The sequence below is a fragment of the Candidatus Latescibacter sp. genome (assembly GCA_030692375.1).
Lineage (GTDB): Bacteria > Latescibacterota > Latescibacteria > Latescibacterales > Latescibacteraceae > JAUYCD01.
Genome location: JAUYCD010000194.1, coordinates 1 through 21096, shown reverse-complemented (window position 1 = coordinate 21096; position 21096 = coordinate 1). Strand labels below are relative to the sequence as shown.

The 21096-nt window shown below is 49.6% G+C and carries 17 protein-coding genes; 1 reads left to right on the top strand and 16 read right to left on the bottom strand.

The window, feature by feature from the left end:
* Positions 1-169: 169 nt before the first annotated feature.
* The 15 genes from Q8O92_11745 to Q8O92_11675 all read right to left on the bottom strand — a co-directional run bounded on the left by Q8O92_11745 (position 170) and on the right by Q8O92_11675 (position 16518).
* Positions 170-1162, bottom strand: coding sequence for a hypothetical protein (locus tag Q8O92_11745; protein ID MDP2983986.1), 993 nt, complete (start codon positions 1160-1162; stop codon positions 170-172).
* 235 nt (positions 1163-1397) lie between these two features.
* Positions 1398-1898 carry a hypothetical protein gene (locus Q8O92_11740; protein MDP2983985.1) on the bottom strand — a complete coding sequence of 167 codons (501 nt, stop codon included), beginning with the start codon at positions 1896-1898 and terminating at the stop codon, positions 1398-1400.
* 190 nt (positions 1899-2088) lie between these two features.
* The gene (locus Q8O92_11735) at positions 2089-2394 is read right to left on the bottom strand and encodes a type II toxin-antitoxin system RelE/ParE family toxin (GenBank protein ID MDP2983984.1); all 306 of its coding nucleotides are present in this window, start codon (positions 2392-2394) and stop codon (positions 2089-2091) included.
* Entirely contained in the window at positions 2391-2612 is a 222-nt protein-coding gene (locus Q8O92_11730) for an addiction module protein (protein MDP2983983.1), read from the bottom strand. The genes Q8O92_11735 and Q8O92_11730 overlap by 4 nt, the downstream gene beginning before the upstream one ends.
* A 145-nt stretch (positions 2613-2757) precedes the next feature.
* The gene (locus Q8O92_11725) at positions 2758-3684 is read right to left on the bottom strand and encodes an NHL repeat-containing protein (protein MDP2983982.1); all 927 of its coding nucleotides are present in this window, start codon (positions 3682-3684) and stop codon (positions 2758-2760) included.
* Entirely contained in the window at positions 3681-4568 is an 888-nt protein-coding gene (locus tag Q8O92_11720; GenBank protein ID MDP2983981.1) for a glycosyltransferase, read from the bottom strand. The genes Q8O92_11725 and Q8O92_11720 overlap by 4 nt, the downstream gene beginning before the upstream one ends.
* A gap of 13 nt (positions 4569-4581) precedes the next feature.
* A complete protein-coding gene (locus tag Q8O92_11715; protein ID MDP2983980.1) occupies positions 4582-5262 on the bottom strand; it encodes a LamG-like jellyroll fold domain-containing protein in 681 nt (226 codons plus the stop codon).
* A gap of 316 nt (positions 5263-5578) precedes the next feature.
* Positions 5579-7021, bottom strand: coding sequence for a hypothetical protein (locus Q8O92_11710; protein MDP2983979.1), 1443 nt, complete (start codon positions 7019-7021; stop codon positions 5579-5581).
* A gap of 188 nt (positions 7022-7209) precedes the next feature.
* Positions 7210-8091: a ThuA domain-containing protein gene (locus tag Q8O92_11705; GenBank protein MDP2983978.1), complete on the bottom strand. Its 882-nt coding sequence runs from the start codon at positions 8089-8091 to the stop codon at positions 7210-7212.
* Between the two features lie 452 nt (positions 8092-8543).
* Positions 8544-9371, bottom strand: coding sequence for a type I restriction enzyme HsdR N-terminal domain-containing protein (locus Q8O92_11700; protein MDP2983977.1), 828 nt, complete (start codon positions 9369-9371; stop codon positions 8544-8546).
* 199 nt (positions 9372-9570) lie between these two features.
* Complete coding sequence (locus Q8O92_11695) at positions 9571-9876, bottom strand: DUF2442 domain-containing protein (protein ID MDP2983976.1); 306 nt, start codon at positions 9874-9876, stop codon at positions 9571-9573.
* A 268-nt stretch (positions 9877-10144) separates the two neighbouring features.
* Positions 10145-12289: a glycoside hydrolase family 57 protein gene (locus tag Q8O92_11690; GenBank protein MDP2983975.1), complete on the bottom strand. Its 2145-nt coding sequence runs from the start codon at positions 12287-12289 to the stop codon at positions 10145-10147.
* Positions 12290-12297: 8 nt separating this feature from the next.
* Positions 12298-13320, bottom strand: coding sequence for a galactose-1-phosphate uridylyltransferase (locus Q8O92_11685; GenBank protein MDP2983974.1), 1023 nt, complete (start codon positions 13318-13320; stop codon positions 12298-12300).
* A gap of 219 nt (positions 13321-13539) precedes the next feature.
* Positions 13540-13896, bottom strand: coding sequence for a response regulator (locus Q8O92_11680; GenBank protein MDP2983973.1), 357 nt, complete (start codon positions 13894-13896; stop codon positions 13540-13542).
* A 9-nt stretch (positions 13897-13905) separates the two neighbouring features.
* Positions 13906-16518 (bottom strand): GAF domain-containing protein, encoded by a 2613-nt coding sequence (locus tag Q8O92_11675; protein ID MDP2983972.1) that lies wholly within the window; start codon positions 16516-16518, stop codon positions 13906-13908.
* A 524-nt stretch (positions 16519-17042) separates the two neighbouring features.
* On the opposite strand from Q8O92_11675, the gene Q8O92_11670 reads away from it, so the two are divergent.
* A complete protein-coding gene (locus tag Q8O92_11670) occupies positions 17043-19226 on the top strand; it encodes an AsmA-like C-terminal region-containing protein (protein MDP2983971.1) in 2184 nt (727 codons plus the stop codon).
* Positions 19227-19451: 225 nt separating this feature from the next.
* Here Q8O92_11670 and Q8O92_11665 read toward each other — a convergent pair whose 3' ends face one another.
* Positions 19452-21041 carry a sodium-dependent transporter gene (locus Q8O92_11665; protein ID MDP2983970.1) on the bottom strand — a complete coding sequence of 530 codons (1590 nt, stop codon included), beginning with the start codon at positions 21039-21041 and terminating at the stop codon, positions 19452-19454.
* Between the last annotated feature and the right edge of the window lie 55 nt (positions 21042-21096).

The window sequence follows — 21096 nt, the reverse complement described above, 5'->3', positions numbered from 1 at the left end:
GAACAGGATGTGGATTTACCCACCTGTTCTAGAAGGCTTGTGAAAAAGTTGGTTTGTATTATCGTGTAGATCCTGAAACGAGTTCAGGATGACGTCATGCCGAACTTGTTTCGGCATCTATCAATTAAACGAATTTTTTCACAAGCCTTCTATACTTAACTGGTCTTCTTTATTTTTCAGGAACGGTAAGCATGCGAAGCCGTTTGCTTACCCAGTGCGTTACCCCTTTCGTCTCCGACAGATGCTGAAAAGCATTAGCAGCCTCTTTTCTCTTTCCCTGGGCCAGGAGAAGCTCGGCATGAGTAACGGCATCGATCTGCTCATCAAAATCCATCTCCACCCCCTCGAAAAGCACCTCGGTAAGGGAAAGTACAGATTTGGCGGATTTTTCAGGTTTTGACTGGATTCCGGAAAGGCCGAGAAAATCCATCTCTGGCGCCGGTTTTTCCGGTTCATTAACATCCGATGATACCTCTTTATCAGCTTCTGCATCCATTATGGCGGGTTCATCGGAAGGCTCGTCATCGAGAGAGGGCAATTCCCGGGTATCCCTTTCACTCAACGTAACTTTCCTGTCGGCGTCACGGTTGTATTCATCCTTATCGGAAAGTTCCTCAAGATCAAGGCCGGCCAGTTTTTCCAGTTCCAGATCAGAAAAGTCGACTTCCGGTTTGCCTTCTTTTGATTCAGCGGGTTCCTCCGGCTTCTCCTCATTTTCGAGTTGGCTGAGAAGGGAAGCATACCCGCCCTGGTCTTCCTCGATAACAAATTCCGGCTTCTTTATATCCGGTTCCGCGGAGTCTACTGCAATGACATCCATTTCCAGTTTTTTACGTGTTCCGGGTTGCGCCGTAACAGTGTCTGCCTCCAATTCTTCAGAGACGGAACTGAGATCCAGCTTCTCAAACTCCTTCTCCAAATCCGTATCATCTTCTAAAGCTGTGTCTAAACTATCGGCGCCCTTTTTGACTATGCGTTTCTCTGCCTCATCCCCAAGAAGCTCGGCGAGTGCCTGATCATCCATATCAGGGGTTTCCACGACGGGAATATTTTTGGTTGCATCATCCTCTTCCTTCATGGAAAAACCATCCAGGAGATCTTCATATCTAAATTCATGAGGTTCGGTCTTCTTTTCCTGACTTTTTTTCTTTTTATTTTCCATAGCCAAGTCCCTTCCGCGAATTATGGATGCAAAACGGGATAAAGAACGGGTGCAATATAGAAAAAACAGGCCGAATGTCAATATTTATTATTGATACTCTTGTCTGAACCGCGGATACCCATGATGGAAGGATGGGCAGGATAAAAGACTGACTGAACCGGTGATGGGCGCGTTGAAATTGATAAAAAATGATAAAGAAACCTTTTCGAAGAACGAGAAGAAAAATTGCTTCTTACTAACAGCCTTTATCTTCTATTGTCCCATCCTTCCGGGAAACCAGTTTGCCAAGCGAACTACTCATATCGAGTTGGCCGCTCAAACCAACTTTTATCTTATCCAGGAACTTCATGATGTAGTCAGTAGAGGAACTATTTTCATCAATGATTACTGGGATAATATTCTCTGCTGCTGCAACTTTTTTGGCACCTTCTTGGAGGCCAAGAGGGGAGACAATAATGCCACCGGATGCACCAGTATCATTAATTCGATAAGCGAGTCCACCAACGATCTCCTGGTTTAGTCTTGAAGCAGTATATCTTTTACACTCGATGATTACGAATTTGGTATTACCATCGCCAATACCCTTTCCATCAATCTCCCATACGGTTCCTGATCTAAGACCGATTATCTTTTGCTTGTCTTCAACCTTCTGCAATCCGAATTCTTCCGCCATTTGATTAAGAAGGTATGTTGCCACTTCTTCATAAGTCTTAAAGCTATAAGTATTAGTGGCCATTTGTATATTTCCGAATTGAGTGTTTTTTCATCAAAAAGATTTTTTAAGGAATTTGAATATAGCGCGGCTTAACTCGAAATGATTCGATTTTATTCCATTTTGTTAGAAAAAATGCCGCTGATCGGATTAATCTAAGTGTCAATTTTATTATGATACCAACATCAATATTTCGTATAAGTTACTTCGTATATCACTCCATATCCGACTCTTTTAATCGCTCATGTATCCAACTTGGGCCCCGTCTGAAATCAAGAACAGCGCTTACCAATACATCCTCTCCAACGATATGATAATATACAGCAAATGGAAAGCGTTTTGAGAGCAACCGATGATAACCAAATACTATTCGATGTATACCTGCGTAAAAAGCGAGGGAATCGATATCTGAATAGAGAGAATCAAGGAAATAGAAACCGAGACCGGGTGATTGTGATTCGTAAAATCGAAATCCCTCTACGATATCGTTTTCGGCTGTATCGAGAATTCTGATTCTCATGAAACCTTCCGCCGGATTCTCTCTTTCACTTTATCCCAATCAGACAGCGTTGCGTTGCCTGCCGAAAGGGCGGCCTCCCGTTCTTTCAGAATCGACTCATGCCAGGCCGGGGACTCCAATGTATCCTCGTTTCTACTCAAGTCCTCCCAAACAGCCTCCAGCAAATCCAGTTTTTGGGGAAGAGTGAGTTGAGAGATTTGCCATTCATTACGTTTCATAATATCTCCAATATGTGGCAAAGTTGAGGTTTCGCCGCACCAAGTACATTTTCTTTATAAAAGAAAAATACGATAACTCATACCGAATGTCAAGAAAGCCTATCAAACTGTAAATCCTGTTCAATGTAATATATTGAATACTATATCATTCCAGTTTATACACCAGCACCGAACCGGAAAGGGCATCGGAGATATAGAGCTTTCCCTCACGGTAGGCGACCGAGCGGGGAGCCATCTCACGGTCAACGCCAAAGCCTGCCAGAGCTTCCGCCGTTCCTGTTCGGTTCACTATCACTACTCCCCGCCGATCCGCCACCGCCAGCAGGTTTTGCGGGAGAACTGCCGCATCGACAGGAGCTTCCAGGACATTTTTTCCGATGTACCGGATATCTGCGCCGAAATGAAGCATGACCGCCACCGCTCCGTACTTGCGGTCGGCAACAAGGAGCGCGCCGTCCTTGTCCACGTCGAGTCCTACAGGTTCCAGCAGGCTCTTCTTGTCCGAGCCGAACCCCCCGGCGGCGCCTACTGATTTGCTGATCATATCCATCCGGATCAGTGAGCCGTCGCTCCCGTTGGTGATGTACAGGTCGCCTGATTCACGGTCATAGGTCATGCCGTTGAATGTGCTGAAACGATTCTTTTCTTCAGCGCTGCCGTCGTATACTACAAAGGCGTTCCGGAGGTCGCGGTCCAGCCGCAATATCCGTGAATTGGCGCCGTCCAGAACATAGATGTCGATCCCCCCGGAGGCGCACACATCAATCGGGGCGAACATCCGCTGCACCCGTGATTCAAGGCCGTTGAACCGTGAAATGACTTTCCCCTCGCCGTCCATGCGGATGACGCCGGCGTGATCACGATCGCAGACATAGAGAGTGCCGTCCGCGCCGAAAGACATTCCCCAGGGCGATATTTTTTCCGTTCCGAATACACCGAGAAAGGTCAGACGGACTGAGCCGGTAACAGAAGGAGGCGGAGCGAGTGCACGGGGCGATTGGGGTTTTTCCCCCATTTTCCCGGCGCAGGAAATAATGGCGAATGAAAAGAATACGATAATAAAGAATTTCATTTTTTTTCAGCTTCCAAAAAGCCGCGGGAATAAGCGGCAAAAGTGAGGTAATCGTAGAGTTTCACCGGCAAGGGGAAGACATCGAGCATCTGCGCCGCCCAGGACAGAGCATGGAAGGCAGGGGAGGAAATGAGCAGTTTCCAGGCAGGAGACCGGAGGAGATCGAGATGCAGCGCCCGTCGGAGTTCCGGGTAACGGCCGGCCAGGATGGGGAGGCTCCGAGAGCCGTAAAGCTGAGTACGCCGCAAATGGCCGCTGAGGCCGCCGTGGAAATGGTGGTATGATTCGGCGTCCGGCGCGGGAACGAACCGAACGCCCGCATTCGCCAGTTTCATCCCCAGGTCCTGGTCTTCGCCTCCCCAGCCGGGGATAGTTTCGTCAAAGGGAGCGTTCCCCGGAAGATCGGCGCGCTCTACAGATGAATTCCCGGTCACAAAATACCAGGGAGGAGCATCGCTTTCCGGTTTCAGCTTGGTGATGCCCCGCGAACCGATGTAGCGGATGAACCCGCCGCCGTTCGGCCAGACGATTTTCCCGATGGCGGCGGTATGAGGCCGGTTACGGTGGCTTTCAACGTGCGCACGGAGGAATCCCTCCCTCGCCTCCATATCCGAATCGAGAAAGACGATGATCCCGCCTGTAGCAGCCCGGATACCCTCGTTACGGGCGGCGCTCCTTCCCCGCCGGGTCTCGAACTGTCTCCAGATGAGCGGATATGAGACGGCGCCCTTTTCTCGTACGCTCCCTTCATCGAGACCGCTGCCGTCATCGATGACACAGACATCGTACTCTCTATCTCCCTGGACGTTTTTATCCAGAGATTTCAGGCAGAGTATGAGCAGTTCTTCACGGCCGTGCGCCGGTATGATAACGGAAAGAGTCATGCATCCCTGCTTTTTACGGTTTCAAAAACTCACCCGGCGAGAGCGCCCAGGGGGTGAACCGGGCTTTACCGATGGCGCCCTTGAACCAGAATACCTTGTTCATGCGCACCCCGACGGATGTTTTTCCGCCGATGTAAGGGGTGAACGCCTTGATTTCCGCAGACAGTTCCTTCACTCCATTTATATAGTGACGCATCTCTTTGCCGTCGAAAACAAGCGTGGCGTTGTACCAGGCGCCGGTGGGATGGGTGATGGTCTTGTCAAGGAGGGTCTGATTGGTTTCGTTGGACTGTATGAACGAATCCAGGCTCCACTTGTTCCCGTCCATGATGCGGGTTTCGAGCAGGATACGGTTGCCGTCCTCGTTCTCCTGAAGGTGAAAGTAGCGCTGTTCCGCAGGGCCGTCGCTATAGGGGCAGAATATCACTTCGAGGGTAAATGACCCGACACCGGCCAGGGGAAAAGAATCGACGATGAGGCCGTCCTTAACGCCGTCGAACTCCACCGCTTTTCCTCCCGGTGTGTTGATGACTTTAGGCGCACCAAGCACCTCAGTGGGATAGCCCCCGACAGCGGTGATGGTATTGATATCCCAGACTACCTGGCCGGTTTTCGCGCTCTTTTTCTCTGCGCTCCAGGACACGAAAGCCAGAGCGAATACCAACGCCAATGTGAAAATCAAACATTTCTCCATGAATTTCTCCCCCTCTGGCGAATCATAATCTATAAAAGTATCTCAAAGATTGTCTGAACCACTGATTTGTATGATGCATGTGATAAAAGATGATGAAAAGAGATAAGAATGCATTTTGGTTCAAGATAAGATTAGCGTTTCCTTTCAAAAATAGATGCCGAAACAAGTTCGGCATGACATGTGTCATCGTGAACTTGATTCAAGATTTAAACACTCTAAACATACACAACTATCTATTTCGCAATATTTTATCATCTTTTATCATTTCCATCAAGCGCATCAGTGGTTCAGACAACCCTCTGCTTTGGGTTGTCCTTCATTCCCCCCGTTCGGACTCCGGGATATGTACTGCGAAAATGGAGGTCTGGTTATAGGCGCTCCGCTCGCTCCAGGGACCAAACTGCCCGTTCATGTGTATGACCAGGAGGGAACCGTCTTCGTTGAGTTCGATGCCGAATGTTCCCCCCGGCAGATAGCCGTACGTGGCATGATAGTAGGGCGCAAGGAAGGCAATCACTTTCTTTTTATCGGTTTTCGTGTCGTACTGGATAACCGGCGACCCCCACTGCTGTCCTTGTCCTTGGGCGCTGAGGACATAATAGAGATACCGGTATTTCGGGCTCATGGCGATGCTTGTGGTATAAACGCCCTTTTCATCCCAGTTCATCCCCACAAGCTCGGTCCTGTCCTCGTCGGGGAAGAATTTGAACATCGTCCCCTGGTAATCGAAGCACCAGAAGAACCCTTCCGGCGTGCGGCGCTCCGTGTATGAGCGGAGGGCGGAGCATAATCCTGTGACAGGGTTCACCGGGACCTTGCATTTCAGCATGCTGAAAAGGTTGGTTTTCTGGTCGAAGCAGACAAAGTTGTAGTCTTCCTTGTTGGGGGTGAAATTATGGTCTTTCGAGGTGTTGGTGCTGTAAACGAGGCCGGTGTCTTCATCGAGAAGCATGGAACGCGAATTCCAGATCATGTTCCTGGGCGGGCGGCCGCCATAGAGGAGCTTATCGTTGCGCACATCGTAAGACATGAACATCTGCTCGTTGCCGATGGCGAGCATCGTCCAGGTATGCGGGTCGATGGAATGGTAGGGCCAACTGTCGCCATAGAGGGGGACTCCGTGGTATATCGCCACGCCGGAAAAAACATTATAGGTCAATAAATGCCCGCCGCGCACATAGCCGTGGGCGACCTCGTCCGCAGTCACATCATGGCCGAGCCAGGTGGCGGCAACCAGGGTGCCGTCCGGCATGATATCCATCTTGCCGTGGATTTTGCCGTCCACATACTGTCCTTTTTTCCAGCCGCAGAGCTGCGCCACATCCACAACGATGCGGCAGTCTTTCTTTTTCGGGTCATACTCTATGATGAATACATGGCCGTCCTTGCTGCGGTGGTCTCCGGTCGCCATGTAGAAACAGCCGTTGGGGCCGCGGGTCACCTCGCCCCACTCGGACCAGAGCCCCTTGTTGTCTTCGGGGAAGAAGTAGGGATTCTGCCCCCGGAAAGGCGCAAACTCGATTTCCGGCACTGCTTTCGCCACCTCGAAATCACGTTTCCCTTTATAACCTTCGGGGATTTTGAGAAAATCTTTGGAGGCGTCGGTCACCATTCCGGTGGAAAACCTGAGTCCCTTCTTATCCCACTTTTCCACTTCCGCCTTGCGGTCCAATTCGGTGGCGGCGATAACCGAACCCGCGAGTAGAAAGTCCAGGAGAATAAAAACTGAGAGAAAAGCGACAGCATTTTTCATATGCATGGCTGCTCCTTGTGTGTAGCGCCCTATCGTTTTTATTTTTAACGATACGTGACAAAGATAGTCTGAACCACTGATTCGTATGATAAAAGCCTGATAATGATTGATGCAACAACTTGTTTTTCATCATTTTTGATCACTTGAATCATACGAATCAGTGGTTCAGACATTTTATCTGCTTTGGGCTTTCTTTATATCTCTCGTAACAGCCACTTCACCGCGTTCTTTTGTAGTTTCACATACTCCGGGTTCCAGAAGCTCTGGATGGTGTGCCCCGGAGACATGTAGCATACCCGCCCCTTGCCATAATCGTACGCCCAGCAGGCTTCGCAGGTGGCGCCCTGGTTGCCGTACTTTGGGGTGGAGTATTCCAGCCCCTCCTCGTTCACGCTCCGTATCAGCACATTTTTGGGGTCTTTGTCGTAAATCAGGTAGTGCTGCTCCTCGGTTACCACAAAATTGCTGATACCCTGTGTAATAGGGTGGTCGCTGTTCACGATTTTCATCTTGTAGGGACGGAACGCCGTATGCCCGGTGAACAGCGCCCCCTCGACATGCCGAAAATCCTCGTTTGCCCCGGATATGTAGCTGGCGTTATGGAAGAACCAGGCCGAGCCGCCCTTCTCCACAAACTGACGGATGGCTTTCCCCTGTTCCTTGGTAATCCACATCTCGTACTTCTCGTCGAATCTAGGCAGGGGAGGATCGCTCACAATCTTCATCTTTTCCGGGTCGTAGAACACATACGGGGTGGTGTATCCGCCGGGAAACACCATGCCGTCCTGGAGAATGATGAGCAGACGGTGGGCTTTCAGCTCCTCCGCAGTAAGAAGGGTGCTGTCCGGTGTAAAAACTGCGGTAATGCCCGATTCCTTGACCAGGGTTTTGGTCAGGGCTGTGCGGATGTAATCGAAATTGTGCCAGCGGTCTCCGACCAGGGCAAATGCGTCGGTTTTACGGGAAGCGGCTGAAGCTGGCAATACTGAAAGAGATGCGCCAATCACGGATGCAGTTCCCGCCAGACCCAGGCACTGAAGAACCGACCGGCGGGAGAGAGAGGATTTGGTTTCCATATATTTATGTCCTGTAAAGAGTGATATGAGAAAGAATTGTTTATTCGGAAGGCAGAATACAGAATATATGAAAAACAGGGAGGGAAAATGCAAGGTTAAATTGTGGAAATACGAGATTCGAAGAATGGAATTCCCCCTTCAAGTGCGGCCACGTGTTCGGACGGATGTTCCAGAAAGTCATCTTCGGAATCTGCGGAGTTTTCCTCATTTTTTTCAGCGGGAAATTTTTACTGGATGCGGTGAGGGTGTTTGGGGGGTAGAAGGGGACATAGGATGAACGAGCCCTTCAAAATGCTCCAGGAAAGTTTGGTTACTCCACGCAAACGATTTCCATTCGTCCGGTATCCCGAAACGTATCACCTTGTCAACCATCCAAGCTGTAAAACGCGCGATACCTATCGTGCTTCAGCGCTTTGTTAGACATAGGCTTTCTGGATTTCTTGCTCATCGTCTTAACTAGACTGATTGCTGTCCTTTTCTTGTTTTTCGCTCAAAATCGGAGTTGTTTCATCAGTTGAAATGTCTTTCTTTCTTGCTAATCTCTCAATCTTCTTATAGTACTTTCTGAGCCGTTCCTGAGCGGCCTTTGCTTCTTCACCATCAATGATTTCTCTCTTGATAATATCCATTTTGAGCATGGCTTCGATCTCAGCTGCATCGACACGTATATCTCCTGCGAATTTCCTGATTTCCTTCCGTAAGGATGAGATTACAGTCTCGCTGAGTATAAGGTTCCCAATTATGAACCTATTGATCGATTGAATCTTGTTGTAGTACTCTTCCCTTGCTGCTTTTTCCAATCCCTCTTTGGAAAGTATGTAGAGGAGCTCGATATCCTTCTCACTTCTTGGACTGACTTCCGCCAAGTTCAGGCTGAAAACTGGGTCGTACGAGATTGGCTGCTCAAAGCGGAGTCTGTATAGACTCCAGAGCATCCCATTGGTAAGTACAACCCAGGGGATCCCTTTGTTCGCTCCGTAGTCGATCGCCTGTTTAAGGTGGCTTTCCTTCATGGCCAGGCCAATCGCTTTGCATTCGATTAGGAACTGAATCTGGTCGTTCACCTTTATCGCTAAATCGCAATATGTGCCGCGTATTGCCAGTTCACTAGTTACCTCCAGAAACTTGTCATAACCAAAAAGCTCTCCGAGAATATCTTTAACAATAGAAACAGTATCTGCTTCATTTACATCGCGATCTTTTGCCAAAGCAAGTACTTTCTGAAACTTAGGGAGGGTTTTTAGGACGCGTTCCGAGAACTTCTTTGGGACAGAGAACATATAGTTTCTACTCCTTTTTTTTATGGCTTGTGAGTTCATATTTGAAGCCCAACAATGATTATAAATTCTGCATAAATCTGTAAAGGCAGAATGTCTCTTTCTGTAAAATACCTTCCGCCAATTTGTATTCTTTTGGCGTAAAATGACTCATATCAATACCTTAATATTTTCGGTTCTCAGCGAATCAGCAGGAGCGTCATTATTGACGAGAAGACCGTTTATCCAGCCATTTCTTAAAGGAGGATTGGCTCTCGCCTGATGGTCTGCCTGCTAAAAGACCTTCGACGCTGATATCTTCGTCAATATCTTCCCAATGAATACCGCGCCCCTTGCCGATCAATCTCCAGTTATTTCTCTCCTCAGGAGTAGATTGTAAAAGACGGGGAAACCATGCCAGAGGAACCGAAATAGTGCGCCCATCGCTGAGGTCAACACATAAGGTGTCCTCTGTTATCGTTACGTTATCAGCATTTGGTACCTCTATTTCATTTACCGAAATACTCATGCCACGCCTCCATTAATTGTTGATTATGTTGATTGATGATTTTTAAAATTTGACCAATTTCTGCCCAGCTAAATCCACCACATCCATCCGATCGTGTTCTCATCTAACTATCAAACGCAATATACCTATATTCACTATTTTGTCAAGAACAGTTTTAAGCGGTTTCAAAGGATAATCTGCTGTTGACATCCCGTTCATCCTTTCATCCTGACCATCCGCGGTTCAGACTATCTTTCCCCTTTCATCCTTCATCCTTCATCCTTGTTTTTTACACTTGCCACATTTTCGACTGGAAGCTTTCATCCGGGACTGCGAAACTGATATGACCGGTTTTTGGCCAGCGCTCTGTTTCGATGCAATTTTCAAGGAGGGTAACGCTGAAATCGACCTTCTCGCCATTCCTGGCGTTGATGTCGTCGAATGAAATGCCCATTTCGATTATCTTGCCCATAGCCACATCATCCTTACGGTTTCTCCGCACCCACTTGTCCCGCACCTGACGGTAAATCATGTAATTATCCGGTTTTTTAAGAGACAGCTCCAGGCGGTATTTTTCTCCTCCGGTTTCGATGGATACGATCAGATCCCATGCGGACAGATCGAGCGGTTTTTCCCGTTTGGCCAGGTCAAACCGGAGATAAAAGTAATTCAAATCGAATCCGTAATAGATGCCGGAAAGGATGGATTCGCCGCAGCTCATCACCCCTTCGGGACCGGAAGTGGAAATCCATCCCGCGGATATCCATTCGTAGAAGGTGGTGGTTTTACCGTCGATGACCGGAGTCATCAGCCCGGTTGGCTCCACATCTGCGTGGACGAGCGGTTTCTTTATGATCGGTTCGGTGATTTCCACAGGCGGAACACTATCCAGGATATGATACACACGTTCGAGATGAGCGCGGAAAAGACGGTCGAATTCGGGATCGTTCGGCGAGGTATGATCTTCGCCATACCACCAGAACCAGTCAGAGCCTTCCGCTTTGTAAATCTCGCGCCAGGCTTCAAGAGACTGTTCCTGAGTCAGTTTATTCCCGCTCTGGACCAGGGCGTTGCGGGCATTTGCCAAAGCATCCCAGCCGTCGGCTTCTTCCTGGTCGCCGATCCAGGTATCGAAGCTGGCGTTAATCCAGGAGCCGGGGAATATCGATTTTATTTTTCTGTCCGGGGGATATTTTTCCAGGTACCTGGTGAATGATATGGGTTTGATACCCTCTTCGGAAAGAAGACGCGAATAAAGGGTTTCCAGGAACTCCTTGCCGCTGTTCGGGTACGTTTCCCAGGGATTTTCTCCGTCAAGGATGACACTGACACAAGCCGGTCTGACTGTTACCTGAGATGAGATTTCCTTTATTCTGTAGATAAAATCGTCCACTGCGGCCGAAGGAGGTGTATGGGCATATACAAACCCGATCTGATCCGAAATACGGCGGTCCCGGAAAAACATTGCGAGGCCATGCGCCTCCCAGGGATAGTAGAGATCCCGCGCCTTGCTGAATTTCGGGACCGAGCGCGCCAGGATGTCCTCATCGGTGGCAGCCCATAGGATTCCCGCCTTGTTGAGTATCTCCAGCGCCGCCGGGCTTACAGATCCTTCGCTGGGCCACATGCCGGAGGGTTTCCGTCCGAATTTTTCCATAAAATAGTCCAGGCTCATGTTCACCTGGCGTTCTGCGTCTTCGGGGTGACGGAACGAGTTCATCGGGAGGAGAATGCCCGGGATCGCTTCACGGGCAACAGCGACATCGCATATCAGGGGAAGAATGGGATGGTAGAAAGGGCTGGCCGTAATGTCGATGATATCCTGTTCCCATGACTCCCGGTAGAGTCCGGGAAGTCTCTCGATAATCTTCCGCTGCTTATCGAGCACCATGTCACGCTCCTCCAGGGTGAACATCTGCCCTTTGCGGAGAAGCCTTCGCAACCCGGCGTCCTCCTCCCGTGCGGTGAATCCGAACCAGCTCAGGTTGAAAAGAACCTGGAGATCGAGGTAATCCTGAGCGGCGAATTTCCCCAGGGCGTTTTCGATTTCCTTACGGGAACCGTTTGTTCCACGGTATTGGAGCAGCTCCATATAACGGTGAAGCGGTTTTATCATGGTATCGAGGTTGGCCTGAAAGAAACGGGACAGAATGGCCCTTTTTTCATCGACAGTGAGGCCGGACGGATTTTTTTTCGAAAGTATCAGCTCATAATCATCGGCGCCATGTGCATAATCATCAAGCTGTTCCAGAAGCGAAGGTACGAGATTGAAAGTCAATCCAAGTCCCGGATACTTTCGGGCCGTCATAAGCATGTCATAGTAACCCTTGGTTGCATGGAGGCGCACCCAGGGCATGCTGTAAAAACCGCGAATGGCATTTCGATAATTCGGCTGGTGCATATGCCAGAGTATGGCAACATACATATCGTTCATAGGGGGAGCTATTCCTTATCCATTTCCCTCAGGAAAGCGGCCGCGTCTTCAGGCGGGGTCGGATTAATATAGAACCCGGTGCCCCATTCAAATCCGGCAACGCGGGTAAGCTTGGGGATGATCTCAATATGCCAGTGATAATGTTCTCCGATATCCGGCCAGGGGTAGCGGGGCGTCTGACGGTTCGGCTCGGAGTGCAGCATCCAGTTGTACTGGGGCTCTCCCAAAGCGGAAGAAAGCCTTTTCATGCTGGTGATGAAACAATTAGCCAGCTCTATCATTTCCTGTCCGGTTATCATGCTGTATCCGGACATGTGACGTTTCGGCATGATCCATAATTCAAACGGGAATCTCGAAGCGAACGGGCATACGGTGATAAAAGAAGCATTTTCGTATACGACTCTGGTTCCGAATCTTTTCTCCTCACGGATGATATCACAGAAGATACATCGTATCTTGTTATTATAATACTGCAGGGAGCCGAGTATCTCCTCGGTCACCCTTTTGGGGACGATGGGAGTGGCAATAATCTGGGAATGCTCATGGGACAGGGATGCGCCGGCTCTCATTCCCATATTCTTGAATATCAGAATATAGGAGAGACGCATATCCCTGCTGAGATCGATCAGACGCTTCTGGTAAGCCTCCAGGAGTTCTACCACCCGTTCGATGAGCCGGTTCTGAAAAGGATCTATATGATTCGGGGTTTCTATGATGATTTCATGAGCGCCGATACCGTTCATTTTGTCAAACATTCCCACTCCCACGCGTTCCAGGCTGCCCTCGACCTGCAGAGCGGGATATTTGTTGGGTACCACGCGTATCTTCCATCCTCGCTGGTTGGCAAGAGAATTGGGGGACCTTACTGCATAAATCTCGTTGGGGGTCATGAATTCATTGCCCTCGCAGAAGGGGCAGCCTCCCGCTTCCCCTTTCGGTTCGGCAGGAATGAAATCCATGGGTCGTTTTCCCCGTTCGGTTGCTATGATAACCCATCGGTCAATGATGGGATCTTTCCTCAGTTCAGACACACATTCCTCCATGTTGCAGAATAGATATCCTGTTTTTACATGACGACATATTTTATTGCGTTTCTTTTCAAAATAGATGCCGAAACGGTTGCTAAAAGATGCGCTGCGCTTTCATCGTTACCGCGAAGCGGCAACAAGTTCGGCATGACACGTGTCATCCTGAACTCGTTTCAGGATCTAAACACTCAAAACATGCGCAATTATTTATGTCCTATTCAATTATGCAAGCGATTTCTTTATTTTTTCTTTGAGCTCGGCAAGGTCGGATGACTTGACGACATAAGCATCGGCGGCCCAGCTCATGAAGTTGTCCTTATAGGAAGGATATGCGGTGTTGAGAATGACCGGGAGCTTGTTATCCATGCTGAGCATCTTTCCCAGCGTCTCCAAACCGTCCATGGCGGGCATTCCGATATCCAGTATCACCAGATCATATTTTTTACTCTTGATCATCTGGAGCGCGCGTTCACCGGAATTCGCCACATCTACCAGATATCCTTCTTCAGTCAGTTCCTGCTCATATAAAAGGCCCTGATTGACTTCGTCGTCAACAACGAGAATTCTCTTTTTTTCCATAGTACTGCCTCACTTTTTGGGAAGATTGATTGACACCGTAGTGCCGACCCCTTCTTTGCTGGTAATCTGAAAAACACCGCCGTGATTCTGAACGATACGCTGGGATATGGAAAGACCGAGGCCGGTTCCATTTCCGCGGGTGGTGAAGAACGGCTCAAATATTTCCTCCAGATACTGTTTGGGAATGCCGACTCCGGTGTCTCGGATCTCGATGTGAATATCGTTATTGAGATCGAATGATTTTATCTCGATGGCGCCGCCTTCAGGCATGGCATTAATCGAATTCTGAATCACATTGATCAAAACCTGTTTGATCTGGGTCTCGTCAAATTCAGCCGCAAGCCCGTCCTCAGGTAAATCCAGAACAACCACCACGCCGTTGGAGACAATATTCGCCTCCATAGTGCTCAGAGTCTTCCGGATAAGATCATTGATATCTCCCGGAGTCTTTTTGAGGACGCCGATTTTAGTGAAATCCAGCACATTCGAGAGGATGTGCTCGAGACGATGGACTTCCTCGACAATGATGTTGGCATTGCGGATGGTGCGTTCACGGTTATCGTATTTTTTCTGGATGGATTTGGCGAATCCTCCTATGGTGGCCAGCGGGTTACGGATTTCATGCGCCAGACGTGCACTTACCTCTCCGATGGCGGCGAGCTTTTCATTCCGGATTATCATATCCTGGGCTTTTTCCAGCTCCACATAGGCGTTCTGGAGCTCTTTCACCTTGTCCTCCAGATCATTGAGGATCTCGGCGTTTTCGATGGCTATCGCCGCCTGGGCGGCAAACATGGTGAGAACCTCGATTGAGTCCTCCGTTATCGGCCGTCCGGAAAAAGCATTATCTGCCAGAAGCACCCCGATGACTTCATTTTTTACGATGAGCGGTATGGATACAAACTCCCTGGAAATGATGAGCATGCTCATCTGATTATCCACAAGGGGATTTTCCCAGGGATTAACAATATGGAACGATTTTCCGGTGTTCACTGTTTCGGTCAGGATATTCTTCGCCGTCCCCAGATCGATTGCGATGCTCTCTATCTGATCCTGAAGCCCGCCGCCCGAGACGATAATACCATGGTTGATGTTATCCAGATATTTATCGAAAGTCAGAGCATTGCTGGACAGCTCATGCCAAATGCGGTGTGCTTCATCCTGCGAGGTCGGCCCCACCCCCATGATACCGCGCAGCTCCTTCTTTTTCTTATCCACCAGGAAGAGAAACGCCCGATTGAATCCGATGGCAAACCCGGCGGTGACACAGGTGAGTATGAGGTGGAGGAGTTTGTCCCGTTCAAGCACCCCCTGCATGGCAAGAGTGATTTCCCTGAGAAGGGATAGCTGGTAGGTTTTCTTGGTATAATCAGTTACATCCTGTATAAGGATCATTCCGCGCGGATAATCTCCTGCCTGCACCCGGAAGAAAGAGATGGTGATCACTTTCTCGGGATGCTGGGGGGAGGTATGCCGGATGTTGGTGTGGGAAATCGAAACACCGGTCTCCATCACATCAGCCAGTTCCTGTTCCATATTCAACATGGAAGCAAGGTCTTTTGAAAAAAAATTCTGCACCGGCTCTTTCAGGAAACTTTCCCTCTTGAGCCCATACATTTCATAGAAGGTGCGGTTTACATAGTCGATTTTCAACTCACGGTCGACGATGACGATGGGGACCGGCATCGAATCGTTGATGGTGGCGCTCAGCTGGTGTGCAACAATAAGTTCATGGGAGAGGCGCGATTTCTCGAAAGATAGTGAGATCTGGTCGGCAATCGTCTCCAGGGTGATCAAATCATCCAGCGAAAAGGCATTCAGCTCCAGCGATTCGGTGTGGAGAACTCCCATCAGCTTGTTTTCAAAGGTGATCGGAACCGCCAACTCCGAAAGTACATGATCCTCGAATGCAAATCCCTGAATTCTTCGGGGGTCTTTTCTGACATCTCCGATGATGAGGCTCTGACGGTTCTGTGCTACCCACCCAACTAATCCTTCCCCCAGCGCCAGGCTGTACCCGACCACAAAATCCTGGCCGAACCCACCCGCAAAAGCTTTCAGAACCACCCGGTCCTGGGTTTCGTTCATGAGAAACATATTCACGTTGTAGTAATTGAATCTCTCATTGATCATGCGGGCCAGAGTCCAGAGGAAACTGTCCTCGTCCCGAGTTATCAGCGCCTCACGGGCGATTTCGTTAAGCGCTTCGAGGTGTGAAAGCCTCCGCGATTTATCGGTAATTTCCTTTCTGAGGCAGGAGTTACCATCGATACGGTTCACGATTACTTCCAGTTCATCCGGGTCAACCGGTTTGTCAACATACGCCCAGATCTCGCTGCCGAATATCCGTAACGCCTCCTTTTTCTTCTCAAGGTCGGTAAGCACGATGATATCGTTGACCGCATGAATATCCATCACCTTGCGCAGAACTTCAACACCGGAGTAATCTTTCCCGGATATGTCCACCACCGCAAAATCGAAATTTTTGGCCTGGATTAACTGCGTCGCTTCTTCAACGGATTTGGCTACAGATATCTCATAACCCATTTCGGTTAGTTTTTTCCCGACCAGATCAAGAGATTCTTGATCGTTCGAGATGATGAGAAATGATAGATCTGCCACGATAATTCTTCCCGTATTTTTATAAAACCGATTTGGATTCTTTGTTACCGGTAAAAAATATTGTATATAACCGTAGCAAGCAGGAACATGCTGCCCGCATAATCGGTTTCAGTATCATACTCGTTTTGTGGATTTTTTTTAATATATCAAAGAATCAGGGGAAGTGCAATCTGGTTTATACGTCCTGGACATCCCCCATTTTTTATTCGGCGATAAATATGCCATATCACTTATCTGCTCTTTAGACAAAATCCCCCCGCCGCATAAAGCGGCGACCCCCTTATTAAGGGGGTAAAAGCAACCTGCCAACATGATTCCCCCCTTAATAAGGGGGGATGTCCGAAGGACAGGGGGGATTCGTTCTTCAAGAGGACTTGCATGAACCCAAGAATATTTTCATAAATATATTCTCTTGGAACGATAAGCATCATAAAGAGTTACAAAATATTGATTCAAATATCTGGGGGATGGCCAGGGTTTATACGTCCTTTTTGGCATAAAGATTTTCACCGGAGGATCGCTCCTTGACAAAACGAATAAAAATCTTGCCGGGTGTTTTCGCCGGACTGGCGGGAATCATCGTCATCGCCGCTTTCCTGGCGATTATCCTTTTTCCCGGGGAAAGGTTACGGAAAATCGTGGAGGAGAGCACTTCGAAGGCAGTGCACATGCCGGTTACCATCGGAAAGGTCAGGCTCTCCATCCTCGGTATACCAGCCGTGCAGGTGGATGACATTACCATCGGTCCCGCCCTTCCGGGAGAACCCCCTCTCGCAGCGGCAAAGTCGGTCAGGATTCATGTACGTTTCCTGCCGCTCTTTCACAGTCAGGTGGAGATACGTTCCCTGGATGTTGAAACTCCGCATATAACCCTGCTCACCCGTCGGGACAAAAGCTCCAATTTTCCTGCATTTTCCGATTCTTCACAGTCAAAAACAGCCGGTCCCCCCGCTCTGCCTCTGCCGATTACCCTTCGCTCCCTCCGTATCAGCGAAGGCAAACTGGCCATACTGAACGAGGAAAGCAACTCCCAGGTTATCCTGGAAGGCATTTCCCAAAAGCTTTCGCTCCGGCTCAGCAGTGACCTGAAAAACATACTGACGAGCGGAAAGCTTAATATAAAAAACATATCATTTACTCCCGGCGCGGGGAAAAAGCCCCTTACCGGTGTAAGGCTGGCTTTTACCCATATACTGAGCGGCGATGCGGCTGAAGGGGATCTTTCTCTCTCCCGAGGGGATATTGAGGTGAATGGTCTGCCGTTGTCTCTCACCGGAAAAATCTCCAACTGGAAGAACATCGCATTTACCATCGAAACAAAAAAGCTCGGCGGCTCAAATTTAACTCTTTCGGGCACGGTGTCGAATTACCTGGAAAAGCCGGTGGTTGCGCTGATAACCAGCGGGAACATCCGCATGGATGATCTGGCAGATGCCCTGCCCGCTTTCCGCACAAGCGGCCTCAGGGGAGGAGCATCATTCAATCTGTCGGCGGCGGGAACGCCTTCGCTCCCCCAGAGCATGGAGATGAACGGCAGTATCGCACTGAAAGCGCTCTCTCTTCCCCCCTCCAGGGTTTTGAGAAACACGCTTTTGATAAACGGCTCTCTCCGCCTCTCACCTCAGACTATTACCCTGGAGAACCTGGCATTTCAAACCGGGAAATCCGATTTCGCTCTGAACGGCCGGCTGGAAGGCTATATGAATCTCCTGCCTTCGAAAGAGCGGCAGCCCGCTTTCCTTAAAGGCGCCCTGGTTTCCCGTCTTATCGACATCAATGACATGGTGATACTTGACAAGAAGACACCTGTCCTCAAGCCCTGGGATTTGGAAAAACCGCTGAAGAACCTGCCGGTTCCCCCCAACCTGGAAGCCGATGCCACGCTCATGCTGAACACAATTATATTCGGCAGGCTCAAGGCCGATGCGGTGAAGGGGCGCCTGGTTATGAAAAACTGGATTCTCGAGCTGTCCGGACTGGACCTGGCTGCATACGAGGGAAAACTCGCCGGGAAGACGGTTATTAATTTCTCTAATCCTGACAATGTTCGGTATAACGGGGCTTTCGATCTGAAAAAAATGAACGTCGAACCATTCGTCTCCTCATTCTTCGGCGCGGGAGACAATTTCCGGGGCCTGGTTTCCTGTTCCCTTGCTTTCAGCGGCGCAGGCATGGACTCGGTTTCATTCCTGAACAACCTTAAAGGGGCTGGCTCGGCAAGCATCGAGAACGGCCAGTTTGTAAACTGGGATTTCACCAGGAAGTTAGGTCAGACACTTCGGTTTCTTAACTTCGACACGCTGAATTTCGGTAATGCGTCAACTACATTCAGCTTCGAGAACCGCCGGATAACCACCCCGGACCTCCTGTTCCGGACACAGTATGGTGATATGACTGTTTCCGGCAGCACCGGATATGACGCCACGGTGAACTATGACATCGCGTTCAAACTCAACAGAGCGGCGGCAAACCTCGCCACCCAAAACAAACTCGGAGACCTTGGCAGCATCTTTTCGTCCGGGACAGTCCCGCAGTTGTATCTCACTGCAACCGGGACCCTCCAATCTCCATCCTTCCGGATCGATTCCTCCCGTACACGGAAGGAAGTGCAGGACAAACTGAGGAATGAAGCGGAGAAGTTTTTGAACAAGCAGAATGATAAACTTCGTGAACAGGGGAAAAAAATACTTGATAAATTGTTTCGGTGAAAGAGATCCCCCCGGCGCAAATGCGCCGACCCCCTTATCGAAGGGGGTTAAAAGAGCTTATACGCCACCTATCTTTTATCCCCCTTAGCAAGGGGGATGTCACCAAAGGTGACAGGGGGATTTATTTCCGGTTTTTTTCTACCTTGAACATGGTGGCAAAACAAAAAATTACCACACTCAGAATGATACCCCAGGATACTACCAACATTATCCATCCGCCAATAGTCATCCGGCCAGCTCCCTGTCAATTTCATTGTCTTTATCCGGCAGTTCCCTTTTACGCCAGGCATGGTACACCAGAGCGGTAAGAACCAGAATGAACGTTATGATAAAAACCCTTGTTCCGATTACCCAGATACGGTTTTCCGGCGGAACATCTTTCATGGAAAGCATCGGAATAGCCATCTGGAAAGTCCAGGCAACCAGGATCACAAACAGAATCGTTGACGTGATATACTTGATCACAAATTTGAATATCCGGGGAACCCGGATGTCGGCGCCGAAATGAGTTTCTTTCCAGGCGCGGTCGATACCGAATATCCAGCCGAAGATAATGACCTCCGCAAACCCGAACAATACCAGGCCGAATGTTCCTCCCCAGAAGTCTAGTTCATCGATGACGCCATGAGAAATGCCGAAAATAACTCCCTGGCAGGCGAGGAAACAAAAAACAAGAATGTACAGGGTGGCTTTTTTACGGCCGGTTTTGAATTCCTCGTCCACAAAGGCCACCGCCGGCTGCAGCATGGAAATCGAGCTGGTGGCCCCGGCGAAAAACAGCATGACAAACCAGAGGAATGCAAAGAACCATCCGGCGTGCATGTGGGCGAATATCTGGGGCATGGTCACAAAGCCGAGGTTGAAAGAACCGCTGTGTGCAATTTCCCCCATACTACCCGGACCCATGAACATGAACGCCGCCGGAATCACGATGGACCCGCCGAGAATAATTTCGGCAAACTCGTTAATGCTGGCGGAGCTCAGGCTGTTCAGAGTGACATCGTCCTTACGGTTCAGATAGCTGGCATAGGTGAGGATGATTCCCTGGCCGACCGACAGGGTGAAGAATACCTGGCCGGCGGCGGCCATCCATACCTTGGGATTTTTCAGGCTGGAGAGGTCCGGATTCCACAGGTAGCCGAGGCCATTCAATATATTCCAGTCCGGATGGCCGATGGTGGGCGCACCCAGGGTCACCACCCGGATCATGATGATAATCCCGAGCAGCACCAGGAACGGGAGGGCAATCTTGGAAAAAAATTCGATGCCTTTCTGGACGCCCATGTAGATGATCCAGAAATTGAGCGCAAATGTGATGAGAAAGAAAATATAAGCGGTGCCAAGACCACTGAACCAGGAGTTTTGGAGAATCCCCTGATAAGCGAGGAGATATGACTTCATGGTGGAGCCGTCCGCTGCGGCGCTCATGACAGAGCCGAACAGCGACTGAAACGCGAATCCCAGAAGCCACGATTCCACATAAGTATAGTAGATGAAAATGACCAGCGGGACAAAGATTCCGACCACCCCGAAATATTTGAGAAAATGGTTGCGGGTCGCCACCGCAAAAATAGAGGGGGCGGTGCCATACCCATGCAGCCCGCCGTAACGCCCCAGGGTCCACTCGATGAGCATGAGCGGGAATCCCAGGAGCACGAGAGAAACAAAATAGGGTATCATGAATGCCCCGCCGCCGTTTTGCGCCGCCTGGACCGGGAACCGCAGGAAGTTTCCCAACCCGATGGCGGAGCCTGCCACCGCGAGAATGACACCGATACGGGAACCCCATTGTTCCCTAATTATTGGACCAGCCACAGGGCCTCCTTACAGAATTCGGTTCCGGATTCCAAGGTATACAGTTTGACGTTTC